19 protein-coding genes and 1 pseudogene are annotated in these 24,169 nt (G+C 73.7%); 7 read left to right on the top strand and 13 right to left on the bottom strand.

Annotated features, from left to right (window positions below):
- Positions 1 to 7: 7 nt before the first annotated feature.
- The 4 genes from ACGFZP_RS30100 to ACGFZP_RS30085 all read right to left on the bottom strand — a co-directional run bounded on the left by ACGFZP_RS30100 (position 8) and on the right by ACGFZP_RS30085 (position 3,892).
- Positions 8 to 469, bottom strand: coding sequence for a universal stress protein (locus ACGFZP_RS30100; RefSeq protein ID WP_392939072.1), 462 nt, complete (start codon positions 467 to 469; stop codon positions 8 to 10).
- A 237-nt stretch (positions 470 to 706) separates the two neighbouring features.
- Positions 707 to 1,714, bottom strand: coding sequence for a zinc metalloprotease (locus ACGFZP_RS30095; protein ID WP_392939070.1), 1,008 nt, complete (start codon positions 1,712 to 1,714; stop codon positions 707 to 709).
- Positions 1,715 to 1,973: 259 nt separating this feature from the next.
- Positions 1,974 to 2,558 carry an AAA family ATPase gene (locus ACGFZP_RS30090; RefSeq protein ID WP_392939068.1) on the bottom strand — a complete coding sequence of 195 codons (585 nt, stop codon included), beginning with the start codon at positions 2,556 to 2,558 and terminating at the stop codon, positions 1,974 to 1,976.
- Between the two features lie 377 nt (positions 2,559 to 2,935).
- The gene (locus ACGFZP_RS30085) at positions 2,936 to 3,892 is read right to left on the bottom strand and encodes an LLM class F420-dependent oxidoreductase (RefSeq protein WP_392939067.1); all 957 of its coding nucleotides are present in this window, start codon (positions 3,890 to 3,892) and stop codon (positions 2,936 to 2,938) included.
- 160 nt (positions 3,893 to 4,052) lie between these two features.
- Here ACGFZP_RS30085 and ACGFZP_RS30080 point away from each other — a divergent pair, with 160 nt between their 5' ends.
- Both ACGFZP_RS30080 and ACGFZP_RS30075 read left to right on the top strand, forming a co-directional pair.
- A complete protein-coding gene (locus tag ACGFZP_RS30080) occupies positions 4,053 to 4,406 on the top strand; it encodes a DUF6401 family natural product biosynthesis protein (RefSeq protein WP_392939065.1) in 354 nt (117 codons plus the stop codon).
- 189 nt (positions 4,407 to 4,595) lie between these two features.
- Positions 4,596 to 5,321, top strand: coding sequence for an alpha/beta hydrolase (locus ACGFZP_RS30075; RefSeq protein WP_392939353.1), 726 nt, complete (start codon positions 4,596 to 4,598; stop codon positions 5,319 to 5,321).
- Between the two features lie 46 nt (positions 5,322 to 5,367).
- Here the strand turns inward: ACGFZP_RS30075 and ACGFZP_RS30070 are convergent, their stop codons facing one another.
- Positions 5,368 to 6,648: a branched-chain amino acid ABC transporter substrate-binding protein gene (locus ACGFZP_RS30070; RefSeq protein ID WP_392939351.1), complete on the bottom strand. Its 1,281-nt coding sequence runs from the start codon at positions 6,646 to 6,648 to the stop codon at positions 5,368 to 5,370.
- 600 nt (positions 6,649 to 7,248) lie between these two features.
- A pseudogene (locus ACGFZP_RS30065) lies at positions 7,249 to 7,890 on the bottom strand (serine/threonine-protein kinase); the annotation flags it as partial.
- A 311-nt stretch (positions 7,891 to 8,201) separates the two neighbouring features.
- Here ACGFZP_RS30065 and ACGFZP_RS30060 point away from each other — a divergent pair.
- Entirely contained in the window at positions 8,202 to 8,531 is a 330-nt protein-coding gene (locus ACGFZP_RS30060) for a hypothetical protein (protein ID WP_392939063.1), read from the top strand.
- Between the two features lie 19 nt (positions 8,532 to 8,550).
- Here ACGFZP_RS30060 and ACGFZP_RS30055 read toward each other — a convergent pair whose 3' ends face one another.
- Positions 8,551 to 9,873, bottom strand: a complete 1,323-nt coding sequence (locus ACGFZP_RS30055) for a chloride channel protein (protein WP_392939062.1) — start codon at positions 9,871 to 9,873, stop codon at positions 8,551 to 8,553.
- 348 nt (positions 9,874 to 10,221) lie between these two features.
- Here ACGFZP_RS30055 and ACGFZP_RS30050 point away from each other — a divergent pair, with 348 nt between their 5' ends.
- A complete protein-coding gene (locus ACGFZP_RS30050) occupies positions 10,222 to 11,757 on the top strand; it encodes a hypothetical protein (protein WP_392939061.1) in 1,536 nt (511 codons plus the stop codon).
- Positions 11,758 to 11,806: 49 nt separating this feature from the next.
- Here the strand turns inward: ACGFZP_RS30050 and ACGFZP_RS30045 are convergent, their stop codons facing one another.
- Positions 11,807 to 12,760 carry a DUF389 domain-containing protein gene (locus tag ACGFZP_RS30045; protein ID WP_392939059.1) on the bottom strand — a complete coding sequence of 318 codons (954 nt, stop codon included), beginning with the start codon at positions 12,758 to 12,760 and terminating at the stop codon, positions 11,807 to 11,809.
- Positions 12,761 to 12,989: 229 nt separating this feature from the next.
- Here ACGFZP_RS30045 and ACGFZP_RS30040 point away from each other — a divergent pair, with 229 nt between their 5' ends.
- The 3 genes from ACGFZP_RS30040 to ACGFZP_RS30030 are packed head-to-tail and all read left to right on the top strand — an operon-like array spanning position 12,990 to position 17,414.
- The gene (locus ACGFZP_RS30040) at positions 12,990 to 14,807 is read left to right on the top strand and encodes a glycoside hydrolase family 15 protein (protein WP_392939057.1); all 1,818 of its coding nucleotides are present in this window, start codon (positions 12,990 to 12,992) and stop codon (positions 14,805 to 14,807) included.
- Positions 14,791 to 15,783 (top strand): cyclase family protein, encoded by a 993-nt coding sequence (locus ACGFZP_RS30035; RefSeq protein WP_392939056.1) that lies wholly within the window; start codon positions 14,791 to 14,793, stop codon positions 15,781 to 15,783. Before ACGFZP_RS30040 ends, ACGFZP_RS30035 begins: the two co-directional genes overlap by 17 nt.
- A 50-nt stretch (positions 15,784 to 15,833) precedes the next feature.
- Positions 15,834 to 17,414: a GMC oxidoreductase gene (locus tag ACGFZP_RS30030; RefSeq protein ID WP_392939055.1), complete on the top strand. Its 1,581-nt coding sequence runs from the start codon at positions 15,834 to 15,836 to the stop codon at positions 17,412 to 17,414.
- A gap of 90 nt (positions 17,415 to 17,504) precedes the next feature.
- Here ACGFZP_RS30030 and ACGFZP_RS30025 read toward each other — a convergent pair whose 3' ends face one another.
- From ACGFZP_RS30025 to ACGFZP_RS30005, 5 genes are all read right to left on the bottom strand, one after another.
- Positions 17,505 to 19,274 (bottom strand): cation:proton antiporter, encoded by a 1,770-nt coding sequence (locus tag ACGFZP_RS30025; RefSeq protein WP_392939053.1) that lies wholly within the window; start codon positions 19,272 to 19,274, stop codon positions 17,505 to 17,507.
- Between the two features lie 61 nt (positions 19,275 to 19,335).
- Positions 19,336 to 20,355 (bottom strand): cytochrome d ubiquinol oxidase subunit II, encoded by a 1,020-nt coding sequence (locus ACGFZP_RS30020; RefSeq protein ID WP_392939051.1) that lies wholly within the window; start codon positions 20,353 to 20,355, stop codon positions 19,336 to 19,338.
- A complete protein-coding gene (locus ACGFZP_RS30015) occupies positions 20,352 to 21,752 on the bottom strand; it encodes a cytochrome ubiquinol oxidase subunit I (protein ID WP_392939349.1) in 1,401 nt (466 codons plus the stop codon). The genes ACGFZP_RS30020 and ACGFZP_RS30015 overlap by 4 nt, the downstream gene beginning before the upstream one ends.
- A 127-nt stretch (positions 21,753 to 21,879) precedes the next feature.
- Positions 21,880 to 22,674 (bottom strand): SDR family oxidoreductase, encoded by a 795-nt coding sequence (locus ACGFZP_RS30010; protein WP_392939347.1) that lies wholly within the window; start codon positions 22,672 to 22,674, stop codon positions 21,880 to 21,882.
- 175 nt (positions 22,675 to 22,849) lie between these two features.
- Complete coding sequence (locus tag ACGFZP_RS30005) at positions 22,850 to 23,848, bottom strand: 2-hydroxyacid dehydrogenase (RefSeq protein ID WP_392939049.1); 999 nt, start codon at positions 23,846 to 23,848, stop codon at positions 22,850 to 22,852.
- Between the last annotated feature and the right edge of the window lie 321 nt (positions 23,849 to 24,169).

Below are 24,169 nucleotides of genomic sequence, written 5' to 3'. Positions count from 1 at the left end.
CCCGCCGTCACCCGTCGGCCGGCTCCTTGACGTCCCGGACGACCACGACCGGGCAGGGCGCGTGCTCGGTGAGGTGCCGGCTGACGGAGCCGAGCAGCGCGCCGGAGAACCCGCCGAGGCCCCGGCTGCCGACCACGACCAGCGAGGCGCCCTCGGCGGCGTCCAGCAGGGCCCGCGCGGCGTTGCCGGGCAGCACGGCCTCGGTGATCTTGACGCCCGGATCGTCCCCGACGACGCCCCGGACGGTCTCGGAGAGCGTCCGGCCGGCCAGTTCCTCCGGGTTGAAGCCCTCGGCCGGGGGCACGGTCAGCCCGGCCCAGCCGTAGAAGGCCGGGTACTCCCAGGCCGCGATCGCGTGGACCGCGCCGCCGGTCAGCCGCGCGTAGTCGACCGCCCAGCGCAGCGCCTGCTCCGAGGCGGGCGATCCGTCCACGCCGACGACGATCCGGGGGTTCGCGCTGTTGCCCATGCCGCTGCTCCTTGCCCTTGCACACCGAGGTCTGTCCTGACACCCCAAACATAGATCAAACCGGACATACGCCCAGTAAATGCCGCGCTGGAGGGGGCTGCTGGGCTTGCAACCGTGATCCGTGGCGCTCGGGGGCCTTCCGCCCCCGGCCGCCACGGCCCGGGTACCACTGGTTCTGACGGGTGCGCGGGCCCGATCGCCCGCGCACCCGTCAGGGCTTCGGTGCGGCCGGGCCCGTCAGGCCCGGTAGGCGGCCCAGGAGTTGGCCATCCGGGCCACCTGGCCCGGGGTGAACTGCGTCATGCAGGAGTCGTAGGTGTAGTCCATGAAGTTGTGGATCGGGTCGATGCCGGTGGCGCTGCAGGTGTCGCGGCCGGTGGGGCACTGGTAGGCGGCGCTCTGCTCGGCGGGCGTGTCGGAGACGTAGTCCCCCTGGCCGCCGCAGCCGCCCTGGAAGGTGTGGTACAGCCCCAGCCAGTGGCCGACCTCGTGGGTGACGGTGTCGCCCTCGTTGTAGTTGGTGGCCGAGCCTCCGGGGAAGGAGGAGTCGAGGATGACCACGCCGTCGTCGCTCGGGTTCGACCGGTAGGAGCTCGGGAAGGTCGCCCAGCCGAGCAGCGACTGGCCGAGCTTGGCGGTGTAGAGGTTGAGGGCGTTGGCGCCGCCCTTGCGCAGCGAGCTCTTCATCGACCGCTCGGCCGAGGAGCCGGGGGTGACGCCGTTGTACCAGGACGAGTTGTCGGTGTAGTCGGTGCCGACCAGCTGGAACTGGAACTGGCTCGCGGTGTTGCCCGCGCCCTGGCCGCTGTACGCGGCGTTGAGGACCGAGATCTGCTTGCTGATGGTCGTGGCGCTGAGCTTGCCGGTCGTCCCGGAGTGGACCACGTGGACGTAGACCGGGATGGTCGTGGCGGCGGCCAGCGCACCGGGGGCGATCAGCGCGTTGCCCTTGGGCGACTGGCCGAGCTGGGTGACCTTGGCCGCGAGGTCCGCCTCCATGACCTTGGCCTGGGCCTCGGTGACGGCGTTGGGCTCCTGGCCACCCGGGCTTCCGGCGGGCTTGCGGGCCCCGGCGTCCTGGCCCTCCCCGCCGACGCACTGGGTGGCGGCCGGGGCCTGGGCGGTCGTGGTGGTGGAGAACGCCGAGGGGGCGGCGAACTGCGTGAGCCCGAGAGCTGCGACGAGGGCGGCGGCGCTGAGGAATCTGCTGGGGACACGCGAGGGGACGCGGGCAGAACGACGCATCTGCGCTCCTGAAGGGGAGTTGTGGGGGCGGCGACCGCAAGCAGCCGCCGAGCCGAGGGTACGCAGGGCTGCGTGTACGCGTCAGATCTGTTCCGGCCTGAAAATTCTGACGACAAATCGGACATAACCCGGAAGCACACACGGCCGCATCGGCCGCAGGTGGAGCATTTTCCGTGCCACCACATCACCGGGGCGCTCCCGGGCTGTCCGAAAGTTGACACTCCGTCCGTCCAGGCAGCCCCGCACCGACCCGCCGAGACTACGACGCGACGAAGACGATCTCCCGTAGGGCACGCGCAGCGGCCCGGTCGAGTACCACGGCCGACGCACACCCGGCCGGCGGCGCCCCCGTACCCGCCAGCCGTCGGCGCAGCCGCCCGGCGGCCTCCCGGTGCCGCGCGAAGGCGTACGCGGAGACCGCCTGACCCCGGGTGTGCTGGCCCTCGCGGGCCTCGGCGGCGGTGGCCTCCAACAGGACGAGGTGCACCCGCCGCCCCTGCCGGCCGGCCGCCCTGGTCAGCCAGAACCGCACCCAGGGCAGCGCTCCGCAGTCGTGCACCGCGAGCGGGCCGCCGGCCAGCACCGCACGGCGCAGCCGCCGGTAGTGCGCGACCCGGACGAGCGGGCGGTAGACGAAGTACGGCAGCCACCCGGGCACCCGGGCGGCGAACTCCTCCCGCACCTGCTGGGAGTCGACCAGCCGGGCGCGGATGCACCGCCGCATCAGGGTGCTCTTGCCGCTGCCGGGCAGACCGGAGACGACCAGCAGGTCGTCGGCGGAGTAGTGCAGGACGGCCGGCCCGCGCCCGCGGCGCCCGTCGTGCAGTCCACGGGGGCGCAGCACCGGCTCGGCCGGCCCGGACGCGCCTCGGCACCCGGATCTGGGCACGGGCACCCGCCCCGGCGGCGCGGGCCGCTCGGCCCCCGGCTCCCCGGCCCCCGGCTGCTCCACTCCCGACCGTTCCGCCCCGGACGACCTCGTCTCCACCACCGGCACTCCCCCTGACTCCCCGGCTTCCGCCTCCGAAGGAGTCTTCCCCTTCAAGAGAGAGTAAAGACTAGTGGTCAGCCCCGGTGCGGCCGAGCCCCTTCACCGTCCGCTCACAGGACCGCGCCGTCCCCTTACCTCGTAAGGCCTGTCTTCAAGCCCCCGCCTGCGGGCCGACACCGGGGGCCTGAAGGCCGGCCCTAGGGCTTGGGGGCGGCGCGGTCGGCGGGCCGTCAGCCCAGCTGCGGGGCGACCCGGGAGGCGATCAGCTCCAGGTGGTCCAGGTCGTGCAGGTCGAGGATCTGCAGATAGACCCGCCGGGTGCCGATCTCGGCGTAGCGCCCGATGGCCTCCACCACCTCGTCGGGGGTGCCGGCCAGGCCGTTGGCCCTGAGCTCGTCGGCGTCCCGGCCGATCGCGGCGGCCCGGCGGGCCACCTCGGCGTCGTCCCGGCCCACACAGGCGACCAGGGCGTTGGAGTACACCAGCTCGTCGGGCTGCCGCCCGGCCCGCTCGACGGCCGCGCGGACCCGGCCGAACTGGGCGGCGCTCTCCTCGACGGAGACGAAGGGCAGGTTGAACTCGTCCGCGAAGCGGCCGGCCAGCGCCGGGGTGCGGGTCGGGCCCTTGCCGCCGATCAGGACGGGGATCCGGTCCTGGACGGGCTTGGGCAGCGCAGGCGAGTCGGTCAGCGTGTAGTAGCGGCCGGCGAAGTCGAAGGTGTCGCCGAGCTTGGTGTTCCACAGCCCGGTGACGATGGCCAGCTGCTCCTCCAGCCGCCCGAACCGCTCCTTCGGGAACGGGATGCCGTAGGCGTTGTGCTCCTCCTCGAACCAGCCGGCCCCGAGGCCGAACTCGACCCGGCCGCCGCTCATCGCGTCGACCTGGGCGACCTGGATGGCGAGGACGCCGGGGAGCCGGAACGTCGCGGCGGTCATCAGGGTGCCGAGGCGGATGGTGCTGGTGTCCCGGGCCAGGCCGGCCAGGGTGATCCAGGCGTCCGTCGGCCCGGGCAGGCCGGCCCGGACGGCGGCGGCCGGGTCGGCGCCCGGGGCACCGCCCATCCGCAGGTAGTGGTCGGATCGGAAGAAGGCGCTGAAGGTGCCGAGCTCCTCGGCGGTCCGCGCCACCCGCAGCAGCGTCTCGTAGTCGGCGCCCTGCTGCGGCTCGGTGAAGATGCGAAGATCCATGCGCCACATTCTGGTACGGAGCACCCCATGATCCCCGTGGTTTCGCGGATCCCGCCGGAGCGGCGACGACGGCCGGCGGGCCGCCGGGGGTGGCCAAGGTCTCAGCACGGAAGCGCAACGGCCTGCCGTGCCGGCGGCGCCGCTCCCCTACCGTGGACGGATGTTCGCCACGCCCGACGAGTCCCACCGGGGCTCCCCCCACGAGCCGGCCGGCTGTCCGCTGCCGGGGATCGCCGCCGCCTTCTCCTCCCGACTGGCCGAGTTCGCCTTCGAACCCGGCCTGGTCGCCGCGGTCGACCAGCACGCCGCCCAGGTGCGCGAGCTGCTGTACGCGCAGGGCCCCGACCTGCTGCCGCTGCCGCTGGAGCGCGCGGAGCTCTCGGACTACGCCGTCGGCTTCCTCGCCGCGCTCGGCGAGATCGGCTGGCGGGAGCCGGTGGGGTACGACTTCGCGGTGTACCGGCTGACGGCGATCTGCTGGCTGCTCCGCGAGCAGGAGCGGCCGGCCGCCTGACCAGCCCCGGCCGGGGCCGCCCCGGGCCGAACCGGTCGGGCGCCCGTTGATCCGCCCGGGTGAACCTGTGCGGGCGGGCCGGCGCGTACAGTGGCGGTCCACAGGGCGGACGGCGGCGGGACGGTTCAGGTGAACGCGGACGGTACGGGCAAGTCGGCGGCGGGCCACCGGGCACTGGTCTGGCGCGAGCTGCCGGAGCGGCCGTCGGCGGCCGTGCTGGTGCTGCACGGCGGCGAGGAGCACAGCCTCTCCCGGCCCGGCCCGGTCAACCTGCCCGGTCTGCGGATGTCCGGCTTCGTCCGCGCGCTGCGCAGGGAGACCGCCGGGGCGGGCGTGGCGATCGGCACCGTCCGCTACCGCCACCGGGGCTGGAACGGCGAGCGGGCCGATGCCGCCCGGGACGCCCGCGCCGCCCTGGGCGACCTCGCCGAGGAGCTGGGCCACATCCCGACGGTGCTGGTCGGCCACTCGATGGGCGGCCGTGCGGCGCTGCGCGCGGCGGGCCACCCGAACGTCACCGGCGTGGTCGCCCTCGCACCCTGGTGCCCGCCGGAGGACCCGTGCGAGCAGCTGGCCGACCGTGACGTGCTGATGCTGCACGGCGACCGCGACAAGATCACCGCACCGGCCGAGACCCGCAGGTTCGCCGCCCGCGGCCGGGCCGCCGGCGCGCGGGTCTGCGGCTACACCGTGACGGGCAGCGGCCACGCCCTGATGCAGCGGATCGGCGACTGGCACCGTGCCACCGCCCGGCTCTCCTCCGGTCTGCTCGGCCTGCGCGAGCTGCCCGCCGAGGTCGTCGCCGCCCTCGCGCTCCCCGTCGGCGACACCGGGGCGCTCGACCTGCCGCTGCCCGCCCAGCCGCGGACGGCGCCGCCCCGCACCCCGGCCCGCCCGCTCCCCACCGACGCCTGAGCCACCCCTTGCCTGGAGGGCCCCCGGGTAAGGGCCCTCCACCGTGTCAGGGGGCGTAGAGGCCGGCCTTGGCCGTGCTCCAGGAGCCGCCCTTCACCGAGTACACGGTGAGCTGCCGGTTGGTGGTGTCCCCGTACTCGTCGAAGGCGACCTTCCCGGTCACGCCGTCGAAGGCCACCCGGGCCAGCGCCTGGAGGACCTTGCCGCGGGCGTCGGAGGGAAGCCTGCCGCCGTTGGCATTCACCACCGCCCGGACCGCCTCGATGACGGCCCAGGTCGCGTCGTACGCGTAGCCGCCGTTCACACCGGCCTCCTCCGGGTACGCGGCCGCCCGGTAGTCCGACAGGAAGGCCTTGGCACTGGCCAGTTCCTCCGGCGGAGTGCCGACGGCACTGGCCAGGTCGCCCTCGGCCTTGCTGTTGGCGCGGATGAACTCGGGCGCGTAGAGGCCGTCGCCGCCCATCAGGGGAACGGTCACGCCCGCCTGCTTGAGCTGCTGGGACAACGCCGCCCCGGCCGGGTACTCGCCGCCGAAGTACACGGCGTCGGGCCCGGCGGACCTGACCGTCGCCACGACCTGCGAGAAGTCGCGGTCGTCGGGGTTGACGTGGGCCGACCCCAGGACCGTGCCGCCGAGCCTGCCGAACTCCCTGCTGAAGCCTGCGGCCAGGCCGGTGCCGTAGCTCTTGCCGTCGTCGATGACGAACAGCCGGCTCTTCCGGGCGTCCGTGTAGAGGTACCGGGCGGCGAACGGCCCCTGGGTGTCGTCCGTGGTGACGGTGCGGAAGTACGACGGGTGCTGGCGGGACTTGGCACCCGTGGCCCAGTCGGCCCCCTGGGTCAGTATCGGGTTGGTGTTGGCCGGCGAGACGTCGGCCAGACCGGCCTGGTCGAACACGGTCAGCATGGACTGGGCGACGCTGGAGTTGAGCGGCCCGACCACCCCGAGCACCTTGGCGTCCGCCACCAGCCGGGTGGCGTTCTGCTGACCCGTGGCGGTCTGCGCCTGGTCGTCCAGGGCCTTCAGCTCGAAGGTGACGCCGGGTACCCGGTGGGTCCGGTTGGCGGTCTTCACCGCCAGGTCGGCGGAGTTCCTGATGCCGAGGCCCAGCGTCGCCAGGCTGCCGGTGAGCGGCGCGTCCAGGCCGATCACCACGGTGGTGGCGGGCACCGCGTCGCCCCCGGCCGCTCCTGCCGAGGCGGCCGACGTGGTCGGCGCCGGCAGGGACCCTCCATCCGCCTTGCCCCCGTTGCCGGAGGGGTCGCCACGCGTCAGGGACCAGGCCACGACGCCGCTGACGGCGAGCGTGGCCAGCGCCACGCCCACCACCGCGGCCCGCCGGACACCGGACGGCCGCCGGGGCGGGCGTCCGGCGGCCGGGTCCTCGGACGGGCGGTAGGTCACCGGCGGGTAGGAGTCGGTGCGATCGGCCCACGGGGACGGCGTGGAGGGCAGCGACGGCGCCGACGGAGGGGTCGGCGTACCTACGTACGGGGGGGCCGACGGCGCCGTACCGGGCGGCGCGGCCTCGTACGGCAGCGGCCGCCACCCCGACGACCCGGAGCCGGCCCCCACGCTCGGCGGCGTCGACGGCGGTGCGGTCGGAGGTACGGCCGGCGGTGCGGTCTGCGGAGGTGTCGGCGGCGGCGAAGGCGCGGCGACCTCCGTCGGCGTCCGCGGGACCGGCGAAGGCCCGGAGGCGACACCGCCCGAACCACCCCAGCCGCCCGAGGAGCCGCCCGACGAGCCGGCGAGCACCGCCGCGATCAGCTCGGCGGCCCCCGCGACGCCCACCCGCTGCGCCGGCTCCTTGACGAGCAGCGCGTCCAGGACCGGCCCCAGCGCACCGGCCTCGGTGGGCGGGCGGTGCGGGCGGGTGAAGACCGCGATCGCGAGGGCGTGCAGCCCCTCGACGTCGAACGGCGGCCGCCCCTCGACCGCGTGGTACAGCGTGGCACCGAGCGCCCACAGGTCGTTGGCCGGAGTGGGCCGTCTGCCCTCCAACTGCTCCGGCGGCATGTACTGCGGGGTGCCGATGACGATCCCGCTGTGGCTGAGCCGGGTGGTGGCATCGGCGAGGTGGGCGATGCCGAAGTCGGTGAGGACGACCCGGTCCTTGGTCAGCAGGACGTTGTCCGGCTTGATGTCCCGGTGGACGATCCCCGCCCCGTGCGCCTCCCCGAGGGCCCCGAGCATCGCGGCACCGATCTCGGCGACCCGCCGGACGGGCAGCCGCCCCTGCTCGCGGATCGCGGCGGCGAGCGACTGGCCGCGGACGAACTCCATCACGATGACGGGGGCGCCGTGGTGCTCGACCACGTCGTGGATGGTGATGATGCCGGGGTGGTTCAGCGTCACCGCCGCGCGGGCCTCGCTCATGAAGCGCTTGAGCAGGGTGTCGCGCTCCGCCTCCCCCAGGCCAGGGGGGAAGAGGATCTCCTTGACCGCCACCTCGCGACCGAAGAGGTGCTGGTCGGTGCCGCGCCAGACGCGGCCCATGCCGCCCTGCCCGATCCGCTCGACCAACTGGTAGCGCCCGGCGATGAGGTCCGCGTTGTCCTGGGTCACGCGCCATACTCTAGGGGCCGCAACACGCTCCGCGGGCGGGATTCGACTCCCCGGCGATCAGCCCTCTCCCCTTGCCCTGTCAGGGATATGACGCCGACTCAGCCGCACTCCCCCGCTCGTGACCCACCTCCTGCACCACGGCCCGCGGAAGGCCCGGCCCGGGGGCCGCCGTCCTGACGATCGGCCGCCGCCCGCCGGCCCCGCCCCTGCCTCCCGCCCCCGTCGGACCGGTCCGCACCCGCTGGACGTCGCGCCCGCCCTCCCCGGGTGCCACGATGAAGTCCGGGCATCTCCTGCGATCGGAGGCGGTCATGGGCCGCGACTACCACTTCCACCGCGAACACGCCGGCTGCTCGGTCACCGTGGGGGTCTACCTGGGCACGGCACGGCAGCTGGAGCTCCTGGTGGACGGCAAGGAGGTGGCGGCCGTCCGCGTCCACGGCCACCACGCCGGGGTGGAGTCGCTGACCACCGTCCTGCCGACCGACCCGCCACGGCCCGTCGAGGTCCTGGTGAGCCTCCCCGGCGCCGTCCGGGGGGAGCCCGCCGGCACCCTGGTCGACGGCGAAACCCGGCTCCCGATGCCCGAACAGAAGGTGCCCCACCGGTCCCGGCCCACCGAGGCGTCCTGGTACCAGTAGGAACGCCGGAGGAGGAGGGCTACGAGGTGGCGGCAGGGGCCGGGGTGAGCCGGAGCGTGAGCACGTAGGACACCACGACCGCGACGATCACCACCGGCATCACGGTGAGGCCGTCGGTCCCCAGGAGCAGCGTGGCGAGCATGACCGAGGTCATCGGGAGCTTCAGCATCGCCACGCACATCGCGCCGATGCCCATCGCGAACCCGGCCGTCACCCCCAGCCCGGGCAGGTGGGCGAGGGCGAGCCCGCCCGCCGCCCCGACGAACATCGCGGGGAAGACCGGGCCGCCGCGGAACGCCGCGAGCGAGGCGGAGTACGCGAGCGCCTTGCAGGCCACGAGTGCCAGGAGGGCGCCCACCGAGTACCCGGCCTGCGCCGACAGCAGCGGGTTCAGCGCGTCCTGGCCCGAGTACAGCACCCCGGAGGCGTCGTAGCCGGTCCCTTCGGCGTACAGCAGCGCGAACACGCCGACCACCGCGCCCGCCAGCACGGTGGCCGGCACCCGACGCCGCTCGACCCGCGGTTGCAGGTAGAGGGCGAGCCGGTGGATCCCGGTACCTACGAGGGCCGCCGCGACCCCGATCACGAGCGCCCAGCCGAAGTCGGCGATGTCGGGCCGCTCCGCCTGCGGCACCTGCTGCAGGGCCAGGGCGTACGTCCCGAGGCCGGTCCACGACCCCAGGCCGGTGAAGATCAGCGAGCCCACCCCGGCCGCGAGCAGGCCGGGTACCAGGACCATTCCGAGCGTCACCCCGCCGAGGCCGGACGCCTCCATCAGGAGGAACGCCCCGATCAGCGGGGATCCGAGCAGCGCGCTGATGGCGGCGAAGCTGCCCGCGGCGCCCACCACGGCGGTCGGCTCCGCCGGGAGGTCCCGCTTGACCAGGCGGACGGCGCCGACGGCCAGTCCGCTGCCCAGGGCGATGAGCGGCCCCTCGGGCCCGAGGACGATGCCGAGGCCCAGCGAGACGATCGCCGCGACCGCGATGCCCGGCAGGTCGATCACCCGGGTCGGCCCGCTGGTCACCAGCCCCTCGGCCGGTTTGTGGCCGCCGGTGCCCGGGAGGTGCTTGATGCTCAGGCCGACCAGGAGTCCGGCGACGGCGAGCAGCGGCACCGGCCACCAGGAGGGCGTCCCGTGGAAGCCCAGCGCCCTGGGCAGGTCCGTGTAGGTCAGCGACTGGAGTTCGGAGACGAGGGCGAGGAATCCGTAGGCCGCCGCCGAGATCGGGATCCCGAACAGCGCGGCCATCAGGAGCAGCCCGGCGTACCCGCGGGTACGGACGAGCGCGAAGGGGTCCTTGGGGGCCGTCCCGGGCTGTCCGACGTGCTCGGCCGACATGCTCTTCCCCACTCCTCAGCACTGGACTCTGTCCGGAACGCGGGCGCCCGAGGGCATTCAGGCCGTGATATCACGCGGCGGCGGCGACTCCCGGCCGCGCCGGTCCCGCCCCGGGGGCGGCGGCCGAGTTGTCATCCCTACGGCCCAGTGCCCGGAACGGAACGCTCACCGGTCGGCTCACCGTCCCCCCGCCCGGCAGGACGGCCCGGGACGGGGTTCCGGGGTGCCGGACCGGGCCGCCGAGCCGGATACCCCCGGTGGTGGGTGTGGGACGGGGAGTATCTCCTGGGGTGAAGCAGCCAGGTGCCGTCCGCGGTCGGCGCACGGCCCCACCCCAGGGAGAGTGCCATGGCGTCGAGTGCGTCCGGGTCGGACCCGACCGAACCGGGAGAACCGGAGCGGGGCGGCGACGCACCGCCGCCCTCCGGGGCACCCACGGGAGGGCCGCCCGGCGAGCAGCCCACTGCAGCGGGGCCCGCCGGGCCGACGCAGCCCCCACAGCCCCCGCCGACCGGGCTCGGCAAGGCCGACAAGGCCGACAAGGCGGGTGAGACCGGCACAGCGGGCGAGGCCGGCGAGGTCGAGGAGCTGCGGCGCCGGATCGCCGCGTTGGAGGGCGCCACCCCGCAGCACCGCAGCAGGCACCGGCTGCGGACGTCGGGCGCGGTGATCCTGATCGCCCTGGCCTCCGTACTGTCCCTGCTGTCGGTCGTCGCGGTCTGGACGAGCGACATCGTCGGCAACACGGACCGGTACGTCGAGACCGTCACCCCCCTGGCCTCGAACCCGGACGTGCAGGACGCCGTCACCGCCCGGGTCACCACGGCCGTCCTGGACCAGATCGACGTGAAGGGCCTGGTGAACCAGCTCTCGGAGGCCGCCGCCCAGCAGGGCGTCCCGCCGCAGGCGGCCAGCCTGATCAACAACCTGAGCGGACCGATCACCAGCGGCCTCACCGACCTCGTCAGCACGACCGTGCACAAGGTGGTCGCGAGCAACGCCTTCGAGACGGTGTGGGTCGACGCGAACCGGGCCGGGCACACCGCGCTCGACAAGGCGCTGACCGGCCAGGGCGGCGGCGTGGTCTCGCTGGACAACAACCAGGTCGCCATCGACGTCGCGCCGATCGTGGCCAAGGTCAAGGACGAGCTGGTGAACTCCGGCTTCGGCATCGCCGCGAAGATCCCCGCCGTCCACACCGACTTCGTCGTCTTCGCCTCGAAGGACATCGGCAAGGTCAAGTCGTACTTCCGCCTGCTGGAGATCCTCGGCGCCTGGCTCCCGGTCATCACCGTGCTGATCGCCGCCGCGGGGGTGTACCTGGCCGCGAACCGGCGCCGGGCGCTGATCGGCGCGGCCCTGGGCGTGGCCGGCGCGATGCTGCTGACCGGGATCGTCCTGACGGTGTTCCGGTCCTTCTACCTCGACCACCTGCCGCCCGGCGCGAACCAGGCGGCCGCCGGGGCGGTGTACGACACGCTGATCCGGTTCATGCGCGCGAGCGTGCGCGCGGTCGGGGCGCTGGCCGTGATCACCGCGCTGGGCGCGTTCATGATCGGCCCGTCCCGCGTCGCGGTCGCCGTCCGGACCGCCTGCCGCCGGGCCATCGCCGCCGTCCGCGAGGTGTTCTCCTCGCACGGGATGCGGCTCGGCCCGGTCGGACCGTTCGTGCACCGGTTCAAGCGGTGGATCGGGGCCGCGATCCTGCTGGTGGCGGCCGTCGTGCTGTTCACCTGGAGCTACCCGTCGGCGGCGGTGGTGACGTGGATCGCCGTCGCCGTGCTGGCCGCCTTCGCCGTCCGGGAGTTCCTCGACGCCGGCCCGGGCCCGAAGGCCGCCGGGCCGCCGCTCGCCCCCGGGGGCGGCGCGCCACCGGGCGCATAGGCCCGGCCCGTAGCGCCCTGGTCCCGCCCGCCCGGGCGGGACCAGGGCGCTACGACCCTTCGGCGCGCCCGCGGCGCAGGCCGACGCGGCGCCAGATCTCCCGCTGGCAGCGGAGCGCGGCGGTGCCCACCACGATCAGCACCACGATGTTGAGCAGCAGTTGGACGAGCGAGCCCCAGGCCTCGCTCCAGCTGCCGAACGCGACGGAGACGCTGATGTCCGCCGCCGCCGGGATGGTCGTGACCGAGATGAACACGCCGAGCAGGGCGCTCGTCCTGGCCTCGGTGAGCGAGACGATGCCGACGATCCCGGCCAGCGCCGCGACGGCCACCGAGAAGAAGTTGGGGGTGTTGATCAGGTTGGAGACGGGCCGCAGCCCCGCGTTGAACGCCCTCGACTGCAGGTCGAAGGCGCGGATCAGGACGCTGAAGAGATAGGTGACGGCCACCGCCAGCAGGAAGCCCGCGACCAGGGCGACCAGGCCCTGGCGGATCCTGTGCCGGTCGCCCTGGTCGATGCCCAGCGCAATGCTGACGATCGCGCCGTACTCGGGGCCGACGACCATGGCCGCCACGATCAGGATCTGGGAGTTGGTGACGATCCCGACCGCCCCGATCATCCCGGCGATCACCAGGTAGAGGTAGAAGCTCGGCGCGTACGTGCCCTGGGCGCGGATCCGCGCCTCGACCTGCTCCCAGACCGGCGAGTGGCTCAGCGGTCCGAAGGCGCGTGCCCGGACCTCGGCGGCCCGCCCGGAGAAGGCGATGTCCACCGGTTCGATGACGATGGAGCCCCGGCGGTCCACGGACAGCGCCCGCAGGGCGCGCAGGACTTCGTTGGCGGCCCCCGTCAGCACGTCGCAGGCGATGGCGTCGCCGTCCGGGTTGCGCGCGGCGCCGCTCTGCACGACCAGGTTCAGCACACCCGGATCGCCGGCCAGCAGGGCGACGACCTCGTCGGTGAGGTCCGGCGGGCTCACCGCCCGGACATGGATCATGTCCATCCTGGACCTCCAGGGGTTCTGACGCCCGTTCACGGCTCCCGGCTCCGGGTCGGACCGGCCCGGAGGACGTACGGGCGGCCCCCCTTCAGTAACACCGCGGGCGCGGCGTTCGGCAACCAGGCCCTGTCCGTCTCACCCGGGCCGGGCGGCCGCGCACGGACTCCGGGCGCGCGCGTCCCCCGGTTGGCGGATAGTGGACGGGCAGGGATCTTTCTGAGATTGGACCCTCATGGACCGATACCCTCCCATCGCCGACCACGGTCTGGTGGGCGACCTGCAGACCGCCGCACTGGTGTCCTCGCAGGGCGTGGTCGACTGGCTCGCCTCCCCTCGGTTCGACTCCCCCAGCATCTTCGCCGCGCTGCTCGACCACGACCGCGGCGGATACCTCCGGCTGTCGCCCACCGAGGTGGAGACCTCCTGCAAGCAGCTGTACTACCCCGACACCGCCGTCCTGGTGACCCGCTTCATGTCCACCGACGGCGTCGGCGAGGTGATCGACTGGATGCCGCCGCACCTCTCCCGCACGGCGAGTGACCGCCACACCCTGATGCGGGCGGTCCGCGCGGTGCGCGGAACGGTCCGCTTCGACCTGGAGTGCCGGCCCCGGTTCGACTACGGCCGGGCCACCCACGGACTCGACGTGCAGGACCACGAGGCCGTCTTCCGGGCCCCCGGGGTCACCGCGTACCTCCAGACCACCTTTCCGATGGAGCGCGACGGCAACGACGTGCGCGGCTCCTTCACCCTGAACGTCGGCCAGGAGGCCGCAGCCGTGCTCACCGTCTGCGACGCCGACGGGCCGCCCCCGCCGCCGCCCACCGCCGACGGGGTCACCGCACAGCTGTGGGAGACCGCCGGGTTCTGGCAGTCCTGGGTGCACGGCTCCAACTACCGCGGCCGCTGGCCCGACATGGTCAACCGCTCCGCCATCACGCTGAAGCTGCTCACCTACGCCCCCACCGGCGCCCCGGTCGCCGCCGCCACGATGGGCCTGCCCGAGCAGGTCGGCGGCGAGCGCAACTGGGACTACCGGTACACCTGGGTGCGCGACGGCTCGCTCTCCGTGCGGGCCCTGCTCGACCTCGGGTTCGTGGAGGAGGCGACGGACTTCACGCACTGGCTCGGCGACCGTCTGCGCGACTCGGCGGGCAAGGGCGGCGAACCGCTGCAGATCATGTACCGGGTCGACGGGGAGCCGCTGCTGAGCGAGGAGATCCTCGGCCACCTGGAGGGGTACCGCGGGTCCGCCCCCGTGCGGCTCGGCAACGCCGCCGCCGACCAGTTGCAACTGGACATCTACGGCGAGGCGCTCTACGCCCTCTCGGAGGGGCGCGAGATTGCGACCCAGGCCGGCTACCGGGGCTGGAAGATACTGTCGCGGAACCTCGACTGGCTGGCCGACTCCTGGGACCGGCCCGACGAGGGCATCTGGGAGACCCGCGGGGGGCGCAAGGACTTCACCTACAGCCGGGTGATGTGCTGGGCCGCCTTCGACCGCGGCCTGCGGCTGGCCGCCGACTTCCGCCGGCCCGCCAACACCGAGCTCTGGACGAAGGCCCGCGACACCGTCCTGGAACAGGTCATGGAGCACGGCTGGAACGATGAGGTACAGGCCTACGTCCAGCACTACGGCGGGGAGCCGGTCCTGGACGCCTCGCTGCTGCTGATGCCCCGGGTCGGCTTCGTCTCGCCCCGGGACCCGTCCTGGCTGTCCACGCTGGACGCGATGGACCGCACCCTGGTGTCCGACAGCCTCGTCTACCGGTACGACCCGGCGGCCTCGCCGGACGGACTGCGCGGCTCCGAGGGCACCTTCAGCCTCTGCACCTTCCTCTACGTGGACGCGCTGGCCCGGGCCGGCCGCCTGCGCCCCGCCCGGTACACCTTCGAGAAGATGCACACCTACGCCAACCACGTCGGTCTCTTCGCCGAGGAGATCGGCCCCACCGGTGAGCAACTCGGCAACTTCCCACAGGCGTTCACCCACCTGTCGCTGATCACCGCCGCCGGGACCCTGGACGAGGCCCTTGACCGGCAACGCTGAGCCGGCCCGAGGTCCGGCTCCGGCCCGCCCCGGCGCGCACCGCGCACCGGCCCGTCAACAGCACCAGAGCCGGGCCGAGTTCAGGGCCCTCTACGAGCGGCTGTGCGGGCTGGCGGTGGATCCGGGCGGCGGGCGGGGCGCCCTGGCGGCCCTCACTCCTGAGACGGTGCGCGACGCGGCGGCCGAGGTCCGCTCGGGCCGGACGGTCACCCTCTCCTCCCCGGTGGAGACCGGGACCGCCCCCGACAACCCCCACCCGGCCGACCACCGGTTGACCAGCCCCCCGGAGGCGGCGGCCGACGGCAGCGGGCTCCACTTCGCCACCGACCGGTTCGGCATGAACGTGCACGGCGACGCCGACAGCCACCTCGACGCGCTCTGCCACGTCGTCTACGACGGCACCCTGCACGGCGGCGTCCCGGCGGCGACCGTCACCGCGGACGGCGCCACCGCGCTCTCCGTCGAAGCGGCCGCGAACGGCATCGTCGGCCGCGGCGTCCTGCTGGACATCCCCCGGCTGCGCGGGGTGCGCTGGCTGGAACCGGGCGACCACGTCACCGCCGACGACCTGGCCGCCGCCGAGGCCGCCCAGCGCGTCCGGGTCCGCGCCGGCGACCTCCTCCTCGTCCGGGTCGGACACCGCCGCCGACGGGTCGAGACGGGCCCCTGGAACGCCGCGGGCAGCCGGGCCGGACTCCACCCCGCCGCCATGGAGTTCCTCGCCGAGCGCCGGGTGGCCGTCCTCGGCGGCGACGGCAACAACGACACCGCCCCGAGCGCCACCGACGGCGTGGCCTTCCCGGTGCACGTGCTCGGCGTCCACGCCCTCGGGCTCCACCTCCTCGACTACCTCCAGTTCGAGGACCTGGTGCCGCTCTGCGAACAGGAGGGCCGGTGGTCCTTCCTCTGCGTGGTCGCGCCGTTGCGGCTCCCGCTGGCCACCGGCTCGCCCGTCAACCCGATCGCGATCCTGTGACCGTGACACCCGGCAGACACCCCTGCCCCGACGACACGGAGGCGGCCGACATGGCCGACACCCAGCACTACGACGTCATCATCATCGGCACCGGCGCGGGCGGCGGCACCCTAGCCCACCGGCTGGCCCCCACCGGCAAGCGCATCCTGCTCCTGGAACGCGGCGGCTACCTCCCCCGGGAACGGGACAACTGGGAGTCGACCGCGGTCTTCGTCAAGGGCAAGTACCGGGCGCCCGAGTTCTGGTACGACAGGAACGGCGACCCGTTCCCACCCGAGGTCAACTACTACGTCGGCGGGAACACCAAGTTCTACGGCGCCGCGCTGTTCCGGCTGCGCCCCGAGGACTTCGGCGAGATCCGCCACCACGGCGGCCTCTCCCCCGCGTGGCCGATCCGCTACGAGGACCTGGAGCCGTACTACACCCAGGCCGAGCACCTCTACCTCGTGCACGGACGGCACGGGGAGGACCCGGGCGAGGGGCCGGCCAGCGCCCAGTACGCCTACCCCCCGGTGCAGCACGAGCCGCGGATCCAGCAGCTCAGCGACGACCTGGAGAAGCAGGGGCTGCACCCGTTCCACCTGCCCATCGGTGTGAACCTCACCCAGGACGAGCAGGGCCGCGCGACCCACGACAGCGTCTGCATCCGCTGCAACCGGGTGGACGGCTTCCCCTGCCTGGTGCGCGGCAAGGCGGACGCCCAGGTGGTCTGCGTCGAGCCCGCACTGCGGCACCCGAACGTCCGGCTGGTCACCGGCGCCGGCGTCCGCACGCTGGAGACCGATCCGACCGGGCGCAGCGTCACCGGGGTGGTCGCCGAGCTCACGGACGGGACGACCGCCACCTTCCGCTCCGACATCGTCGTGGTGGCCTGCGGGGCGGTGAACTCGGCAGTACTGCTGCTGCGTTCGGCCAACGACCGGCACCCGAACGGGCTGGCCAACAGCTCCGACACCGTCGGCCGGCACTACATGCGGCACAACAACCTCGCCCTGATGGCGGTGTCGAAGGAGCCGAACGACACGCAGTTCCAGAAGACCCTCGCGATGAACGACTGGTACCTGGGCGCGGACGACTGGGAGTTCCCGCTCGGCGGGATCCAGATGCTGGGCAAGTCCGACGCGGACCAGATCCAGGGCGAGGCGCCGCGCTGGGCCGGACTGGCCTCCCCGGACATGCCGTTCGAGGTGCTGGCCCACCACGCCGTGGACTTCTGGCTGTGCGGCGAGGACCTCCCGCAGCCGGACAACCGCGTCACCCTGGACGAGGACGGCGGGATCCACCTGGCCCTGGACGAGAAGAACAACATCGCAGGCCTGCAGCGGCTCCAGCACAAACTGCAGCACATGCTCGGGAGGTTGGGCATGCATCCGCACCACCTCCTGCCGCACAGCCTCTACCTGCACAAGGGGATGCCGATCGGCGCCACCGCGCACCAGGCGGGCACCGTGCGCTTCGGCAGGGACCCCCGGAGTTCGGCACTCGACGTGAACTGCAAGGCCCACGACCTGGACAACCTGTACGTGGTGGACACGAGCTTCTTCCCGAGCATCGGCGCGGTCAATCCCTCGCTGACCGCCATCGCCAACGCGCTGCGGGTCGGCGACCACATCGCGGAGCGGATCCGCTGACCGCCCCCCCCGGCAGTCACGGCGGGCCCAGCAGGCCCAGCAGGCCCGGCAAACACCGCGGGCCCGGCAGCCACCCGCGGACGCGGCCGGTCACCCCGCCGGCCACCGGGCGTCCGGGCTCAGCAGGACGGCGATGTCCCCGGCACCCGGCGTGGGGCTGCCCGTCTCGGTGACCGGGTCGAGCCGCCCGTCCGGGCGCACCAGGAACAGCAGCTCGTGCTCCGGCCGCAGCCCGCCGTCCACCGTGTGCGCCACGATCCGCGCCCCGCCCTCGTACCGGCGGACCAGCTCCGGTCTGGTCAGGCCCGCCGCGAAGAGCGCCTCGCCGCCCACGTACGGCGCCACCACGCCCTGGCTGCGGGCGGAAGGACCGAGGCGCATCACCGGCCCCTCGACGTTCTCGCTCAGGGTCACCGAGGCGAGCGCGTTGAAGTCGTCCTCCTCGGTGAGCAGCAGCACCCCGGTGATCCCCTCCAGCTCCGCGCCCGCGCCGGTGGCCGCCGCGAGCAGTTCACCCGGTGCCAGCTTCAGGCCCGCCGCCTCGATCCGGGCGCGCTGGTCGTCGGCGCCCGCCCACATCAGGACGTCCAGTCCGGCCGAGTACAGCGCACGCCCGAGGTCGATCGCCCACGGGTCGCCGCCGACCAGCAGCGGCCTGGAGCGCGCGGGGCGCAGCACGTCGAGCCGCCGGGCGACCGGGAACGCGGTCAGGCCGTACAGCATGACGGTGGCGACGATCACCAGGAAGGTCGCGGGCAGGATCCGGTCGGCGCCGCCGATGCCGTCCTTGACCAGGGTGGCCGAGAACGTGGAGGCGGTGGCCGCGGCGACGATGCCGCGCGGCGCCATCCATCCGATGAACCACCGCTCCCCGCCCCGCACATCGGTGCGGGCGGTGGCGAGGACGGCCACCAGCGGCCGGACCACCAGCACGAGGAGGGCGACCAGCGCGAGGGTCGGGAACACCACCGGCTGCAGGGACTGCGGGGTGACGGTGGCCGAGATGGAGACGAACAGCACGCCGATGATCAGCGAGACCAGGGTCTCGAAGAAGGGCCGGCGGGCCGGGATGTCCAGGCCCGGCAGGTTGGCCAGGGCCATCCCCATCACGACCGCGGCGATCAGACCGGTGTCGTCGCGGAGGATGTCGCAGGCCGCCGCGGTGCCCACCACAGCGGCGAACTGCACCGTGGTGCCCAGTACTTCGTGCAGTCTCAGGTGGTGGAGCAGCAGCCACAGCACGGCGGCGCCCACCGCGCCGCCGGCGGCGCCGATCGCCGCGCTGACCCAGAACTGGCCGACCTGGCTGCCGATGCCGTCCTGCTGGGCGGCGACGACGCCGTGGAACACGAAGGCGCCCAGGATGCCGCCGACCGGATCGATCAGGGCGCCCTCCCAGATCAGGATCCGCTGCAGCCGCTCGGTCGGGCGGACGAAGTGGAGCAGCGGCCCCACCACGGTCGGGCCCGAGACGACGAGGATCGCTCCCAGCATCACCGCCGCCGACATCGACAGGTCCAGCACCGGGACGGCGAACAGCGCCGCCGACACCCAGGTGACCAGCGTGCCGAGGAGGATGAGCCGGACCACGACGCGGCGGTTGTGGCCGAGGAGCCGCTTGAGGTCCAGTTCGAGGCCGGCGTCGTAGAGGATCACCGCGACCGCCAGCGAGACCAGCGGGGAGAAGGCGGGGCCCAGCAGTTGTTCGGGGTTGACGTCGTCCGTCAGCACGCCGGCGGTGAACCCGGCCGGCAGCAGGATGAGCAGCGCCGGGATGCGCAGCCGGTTCGCCAGCAGCTGGGAGCCGACGGCCAGGACCACGATCAGTCCCACGCCGGTCAGCACCTGGTTCGACGTCACGGTGGTGCCTCCTGGGGGGGTCGGTACTACCCGGCGGGGCGCCCGCGGGGCGGCGGGGCCGTCACCGTGCGACGTCCTCGTCGGAGAGCGGCTCCAGCACGCCGTGGGTGTCGAGGCGGTACAGCACGACGAGCGCGGGGCCGATCAGCACCAGGGAGACGCCCGCGACGATGAGCATCCACTGGAGTGGCGCGCTCGCCCCCGCGGCCTGCTGGACGGTCAGCGAGGTGGGCACCAGGTACGGCCGCTGGGCGACCCCCCAGGCGGCGACCACCAGGGCCACGGCGGCCACCGAGGAGTAGCGCGCCCACCCGGCGGCCCGGCCCGCGACGAGCCAGGCCGTGACGGCCGCGGCCGCCGCGGCGAGCAGGAGGAGCAGCAGCCCGATCCCGTGGGTGAGCCCGTGGTGCACGTACGAGGCGTGCGGGTCGGTCACGACCAGGGCGAGCACACCCATGGCCAGCAGGGCCGCGGTGCCGATCCAGGCCCGCAGCCGGAAGTAGCCGACCAGGTCGCGGGCCCCGAAGCGGCGGGCGTCCGCGGTGAGGAACACCGCGCCGAGGAAGGCGGTGGCGGCGACGGCGCCCAGCCCCGCCATGATCGAGGTGGTGTTGGCCCAGGCGTCGGCCGAGGCCGTGGTGCCGGGGGCGACCCGCCCGGAGGCCACGCCGCCGATGACGGCGCCCAGGAAGAACGGCGTGAGCAGCGAGGACACCGCGAACACGGCGCCGTAGACGCGGCGGGCGGCCAGTTTCCGGGCGGGCTTGCGCAGCGCGAACCCGGCGCCGCGCAGGACCATCCCGATGGCGGCCAGGGCCAGTGGGAGCCAGAGCGCGGTGAACACCGTCTGGAAGAACACCGGGAAGCCGGTCCACATCAGGATCAGGACGAAGATCAGCCAGACGTTGTTGACCTCCCAGACCGGTGCCATGGCGTGGTCGATCAGCCAGCGCGGGCGTTTGCCGCGCTCGGCGCCGCCGGCCAGCAGGTCCCAGAACCCGGCGCCGTAGTCGACCCCGCCGCCGCAGGCGTAGGCGGCGATCGCGGCCAGCAGGATCCAGGCGACGATGTTCGCGGTCACAGCTCGCTCCCCGGTGCGCGGTGGGTTCCCGGGGCGTTGGAGGCCGGTTCCGGGCGCGGACCGTAAGGGGTGTCCGTCTCGGGGCCCTCGGCCAGGGCGCGGCCGGGCCCGGAGTCGGCGAGCCGCCAGCGGGTGCGCATCTTCAGGACGACGACGAGGAACGCGCCGAACACGAGGACGTACACCGTGACGACGATCCCGAACATGGTCCACAGCGAGGCGGCGGCGGTGGGGGTCACGGCCTCGGAGACCCGCATGTTCTGGTAGACGATCCAGGGCTGGCGGCCCACCTCGGTGGTGATCCAGCCGCACTCCACGGTGAGCAGGCTGGCCGCACCGGCCACCGCGGCGCACCGGAAGAACCACCGGGAGCGCGGCAGGTCGCGGCGGCGCAGCCAGCACCAGCCGTACCAGAGCGCGAGCAGGATCAGCAGGCTGCCGATGGTGACCATGATGTCGAAGGCCCAGTGCGCGATCGTGGCCTGGGTGACGGTCGGACGGTCCGAGGCGGGTACCGAGGTCAGCCCGGTGACCTGGGTGCTGGGGCTGAACCCGGCCAGGATGGAGTCCAGTTGGGGGATCTTCAGACCGCCCTTGATGGTCCCGTCCTCCTGCAGGCGGCCGAACATGTACTCCGGCACGTGCGTGTCGGTGTCCCAGACGAGCTCCGTGGCGGCGAACTTGACGGGCTGCTTGTGGAAGACCGCCCGGGCGATGGCGTCGCCGAGCACGAACTGCACGGGGGTGAGGATCGCCGCGGCCGTGAACGGCACGGTGAAGCCGAGGCGGTGGTAGCGGTCCCGGCGGCCGCGCAGCCACCCCACCGCGTAGACGCCGGCCACCACGTAGCCCGCGGTCAGGAACATCGCGACCACGAAGTGCCAGTACTGCGGCCCGAACATCGGTGTGAAGACGGCCTGTTGGACCTTGACGTCGATGGGCCTGCCGGCGGCGTCGAGGGTGAAGCCCTGGGGGGTGTTCATCCAGGAGTTCGCGGCGATGATGCCGAACGCGCCGAGCAGCGCGGCCAGCGGCAGCGGTACGCCGAGCCAGAAGTGCGTCCACGGCTTCAGCCTGCGCCAGCCGTAGAGGTAGATCGCGATCAGGATCGCCTCGAGGAAGAACGCCCAGGCCTCCACGCCGAAGCCGAGGCCGAAGACGTCCCCCCACCGGCCCATCATGCCCGGCCAGAGCAGCCCGAACTCGAAGGAGAGCACGGTGCCGGTGACGATGCCGACCGCGAACTGGACGGCCATCACGGCGGACCAGCGCCGGGCCAGCAGCAGTGCGGTCGGGTCGCCCTTGCGCAGCCCGCGGTGGTGCATGACCAGGGTCACGAACGGCAGGGCCACCCCCAGCGGCACCAGCAGGATGTGGGAGGCCAGGGTGAACGCCATCAGCTCCCGGGCGGGGAGCAGCTGGGCGGGTGTGTCGGCCAGCAGCCGGGTTCCGCCCAGTGACCCGGACAGCTGGTGTGCCAGTTGGTGCGTGAGGTGGTGCGCCAGGTGGTGGGACACTCTGCGATCAGCCTCCGGTGGCGAAGCCGGGGAAGAGGGTCATCCCGCCGTCGACGTAGAGGGTGGTGCCGACGACGTAGTCCATCAGGTCGGAGGCCAGGACGGTCACCGCGTTCGCGATGTCCTCGGGGTCGCCGACCCGGCGGTAGGGGATCAGCCGCAGGAGGTCCGCCTCGGCCTCGGGGGTGTCCCAGGCGCTGCGGTTGATCGGGGTGCGGATCGCGCCCGGGGCGACGGCGTTCACCCGGATCCCCTTCGGGGCGAGCTCCTGGGCGAGGGTCTCCATCAGCATCAGGACGCCGCCCTTGGAGGCGGCGTAGTTCACGTGGCCCGACCACGGGATGATCTGGTGGACCGAGCTCATGCAGACGATCTTCCCGGCCGAGCGGGACACCTCGGGCACCACGCCCCGGCGGAGGAACTCCTTCGCGGCCTCCCGGGCGCACAGGAACTGGCCGGTGAGGTTGACGTCCAGCACCTTCTGCCACTGGGCGAGGGTCATGTCCGTGATGGCGGCGTCCCGCTGCAGCCCGGCGTTGGCCACCATGATGTCGATGGTGCCGAACTCCTCGACCATCCGGTCGACCATCGCGACGACCTGGTCCTCCTGGGACACGTCCGCCTCGTGGGCGTAGGCCCGCACGCCGAAGGACGTGATCTCCCGGACCACCTCCTCGGCCGCCTCGGGGCCGAAGACGTAGTTGACCACCACGTCGGCGCCCGCGCGGCCCAGGCCGATCGCGGTCGCCTTCCCGATCCCGGAGTTCGCCCCGGTCACCAGGGCCTTCTGTCCACGGAGGATCGGCGGCACCGGCCGGCGTCCCTCATCCGCTGCTGAGCTCACTGCTGTCTCCCGTCGTTGGCCGCAGGCCGGCACGGGGGACCACGATTCCCGGCCGGGCCCGCGCCACGGGGAGCGGCTCGCCCGGCGGGCCCGGCCTGTCCCCCCGACGGCGTAGCGCGCGCGGGGCCGAGTACTACTGGCGGCTGCCGGCCACCACCACGTTCTCCAGCGGCTCCCCGGCGAGGAAGCGCTCCAGCTGGGTGCGGATCAGGCGCAGGGCCCGGGGCAGGAACGCGGAGCTGTTGCCGCCCACATGAGGGGTGATCAGCGTGTTGGGGGCGTGCCACAGCGGGTGCCCGGCGGGCAGCGGCTCCGGGTCCGTGACGTCGAGGGCCGCGCCGAGCCGTCCGCTCCGCAGCTCCGCCAGCAGGGCGTCGGTGTCCACCACCGCGCCCCGCGCCACGTTCACCAGCAGCGCGTCGTCCTTCATGGCGGCCAGGAAGCCGGCGTCGACCAGCCCGCGGGTCTGTGCGGTCAGCGGGACGGTCAGCACCACCACGTCGGCGCGGGGGATCAGCGCGGGGAGGTCCGCGAGGGCGTGCACCGGCCCGCGCGGGGCCGGGCGGGCGCTGCGGGCCACCCGCAGCACCTCGCACTCGAACGGCACCAGGCGCTCCTCCACGGCCGCGCCGATCGAGCCGTAGCCGACGACCAGCACCGTCCGGTCGGCGAGCGAGGGGAAGAACCCGTCCTGCCAGACCTCGGCGTCCTGCGCGCGCACCAGGCCGGGGAGACCGCGCAACGCGGAGAGGACGAGGGTGAGCGCGAGCTCGGCCGTGCTCGCGTCGTGGACACCCTTCGCATTGCAGAGCGTCACCCCGTCCGGCAGGAAGGGCAGCAGGTCGTCGACGCCCGCCGACAGGCTCTGCACCACCCGCAGCCGCGGCATCCGGGCGAGCAGCGGCACCGCGACCGAGGTGTACGTGTAGGGGATGACGAGGAACTCCACCTCGCGCAGCAGCCGCTCGGACGGCTCGCCGCCCCGGCCGTCCCAGAGCGCCACGGGCAGCTCCGGGGAGCCGGCGGACCCGGGGGAGGACGGAGACGGGGGCAGGCCGCCGATCCGTGCGGGCGGGTAGGGCAGCAGGATCCTGGCCGGGGGCCGACCGGTGTCGGCGTCTGTCGGGCTCATGGAGGGATCTCAGCAGCGATCGGCGCCGGCGGCAATCCCCCGACGCTCCCGGGACGACGGGCCGGACGCACCCCGCCACCCGGCTCCCCGGCTCCCCGGCTCCCCGGCCACCCGGCTCCCCGGCTCCCCGGCCACCCGGCCACCCGGCTCCCCGGCTCCCCGGCTCCCCGGCTCCCCGGCCGGAGCCAATCGGGTAGTCGTGGCGGCCCCCCGTGCCCGGACCGCCCGTTCCACCGACCCGCCGGGCATGATCTCCAGGACGGGGCGAGGCGGCCGAGACCGGGGAGAGGCACTGTGCGGAGATCCGGACCGGCACCGACG

Source organism: Kitasatospora sp. NPDC048239 (assembly GCF_043202015.1).
Lineage (GTDB): Bacteria > Actinomycetota > Actinomycetes > Streptomycetales > Streptomycetaceae > Kitasatospora.
The sequence above is the reverse complement of the archived record's forward strand: the minus strand, read 5'-3'. Positions and strand labels throughout refer to the sequence as shown.

What these genes read in the sequence shown, in the direction of transcription:
- ACGFZP_RS30060 (WP_392939063.1), top strand. Translation starts at nt 8,202, where the DNA reads ATGGGCCGCGACTACCACTTCCACCGCGAACACGCCGGCTGCTCGGTC.
- ACGFZP_RS30040 (WP_392939057.1), top strand. Translation starts at nt 12,990, where the DNA reads ATGGACCGATACCCTCCCATCGCCGACCACGGTCTGGTGGGCGACCTG.
- ACGFZP_RS30095 (WP_392939070.1), bottom strand. Translation starts at nt 1,714, where the DNA reads ATGCGTCGTTCTGCCCGCGTCCCCTCGCGTGTCCCCAGCAGATTCCTC.
- ACGFZP_RS30045 (WP_392939059.1), bottom strand. Translation starts at nt 12,760, where the DNA reads ATGGACATGATCCATGTCCGGGCGGTGAGCCCGCCGGACCTCACCGAC.
- ACGFZP_RS30080 (WP_392939065.1), top strand. Translation starts at nt 4,053, where the DNA reads ATGTTCGCCACGCCCGACGAGTCCCACCGGGGCTCCCCCCACGAGCCG.
- ACGFZP_RS30030 (WP_392939055.1), top strand. Translation starts at nt 15,834, where the DNA reads ATGGCCGACACCCAGCACTACGACGTCATCATCATCGGCACCGGCGCG.
- ACGFZP_RS30100 (WP_392939072.1), bottom strand. Translation starts at nt 469, where the DNA reads ATGGGCAACAGCGCGAACCCCCGGATCGTCGTCGGCGTGGACGGATCG.
- ACGFZP_RS30050 (WP_392939061.1), top strand. Translation starts at nt 10,222, where the DNA reads ATGGCGTCGAGTGCGTCCGGGTCGGACCCGACCGAACCGGGAGAACCG.
- ACGFZP_RS30085 (WP_392939067.1), bottom strand. Translation starts at nt 3,892, where the DNA reads ATGGATCTTCGCATCTTCACCGAGCCGCAGCAGGGCGCCGACTACGAG.
- ACGFZP_RS30005 (WP_392939049.1), bottom strand. Translation starts at nt 23,848, where the DNA reads ATGAGCCCGACAGACGCCGACACCGGTCGGCCCCCGGCCAGGATCCTG.
- ACGFZP_RS30015 (WP_392939349.1), bottom strand. Translation starts at nt 21,752, where the DNA reads ATGGCGTTCACCCTGGCCTCCCACATCCTGCTGGTGCCGCTGGGGGTG.
- ACGFZP_RS30055 (WP_392939062.1), bottom strand. Translation starts at nt 9,873, where the DNA reads ATGTCGGCCGAGCACGTCGGACAGCCCGGGACGGCCCCCAAGGACCCC.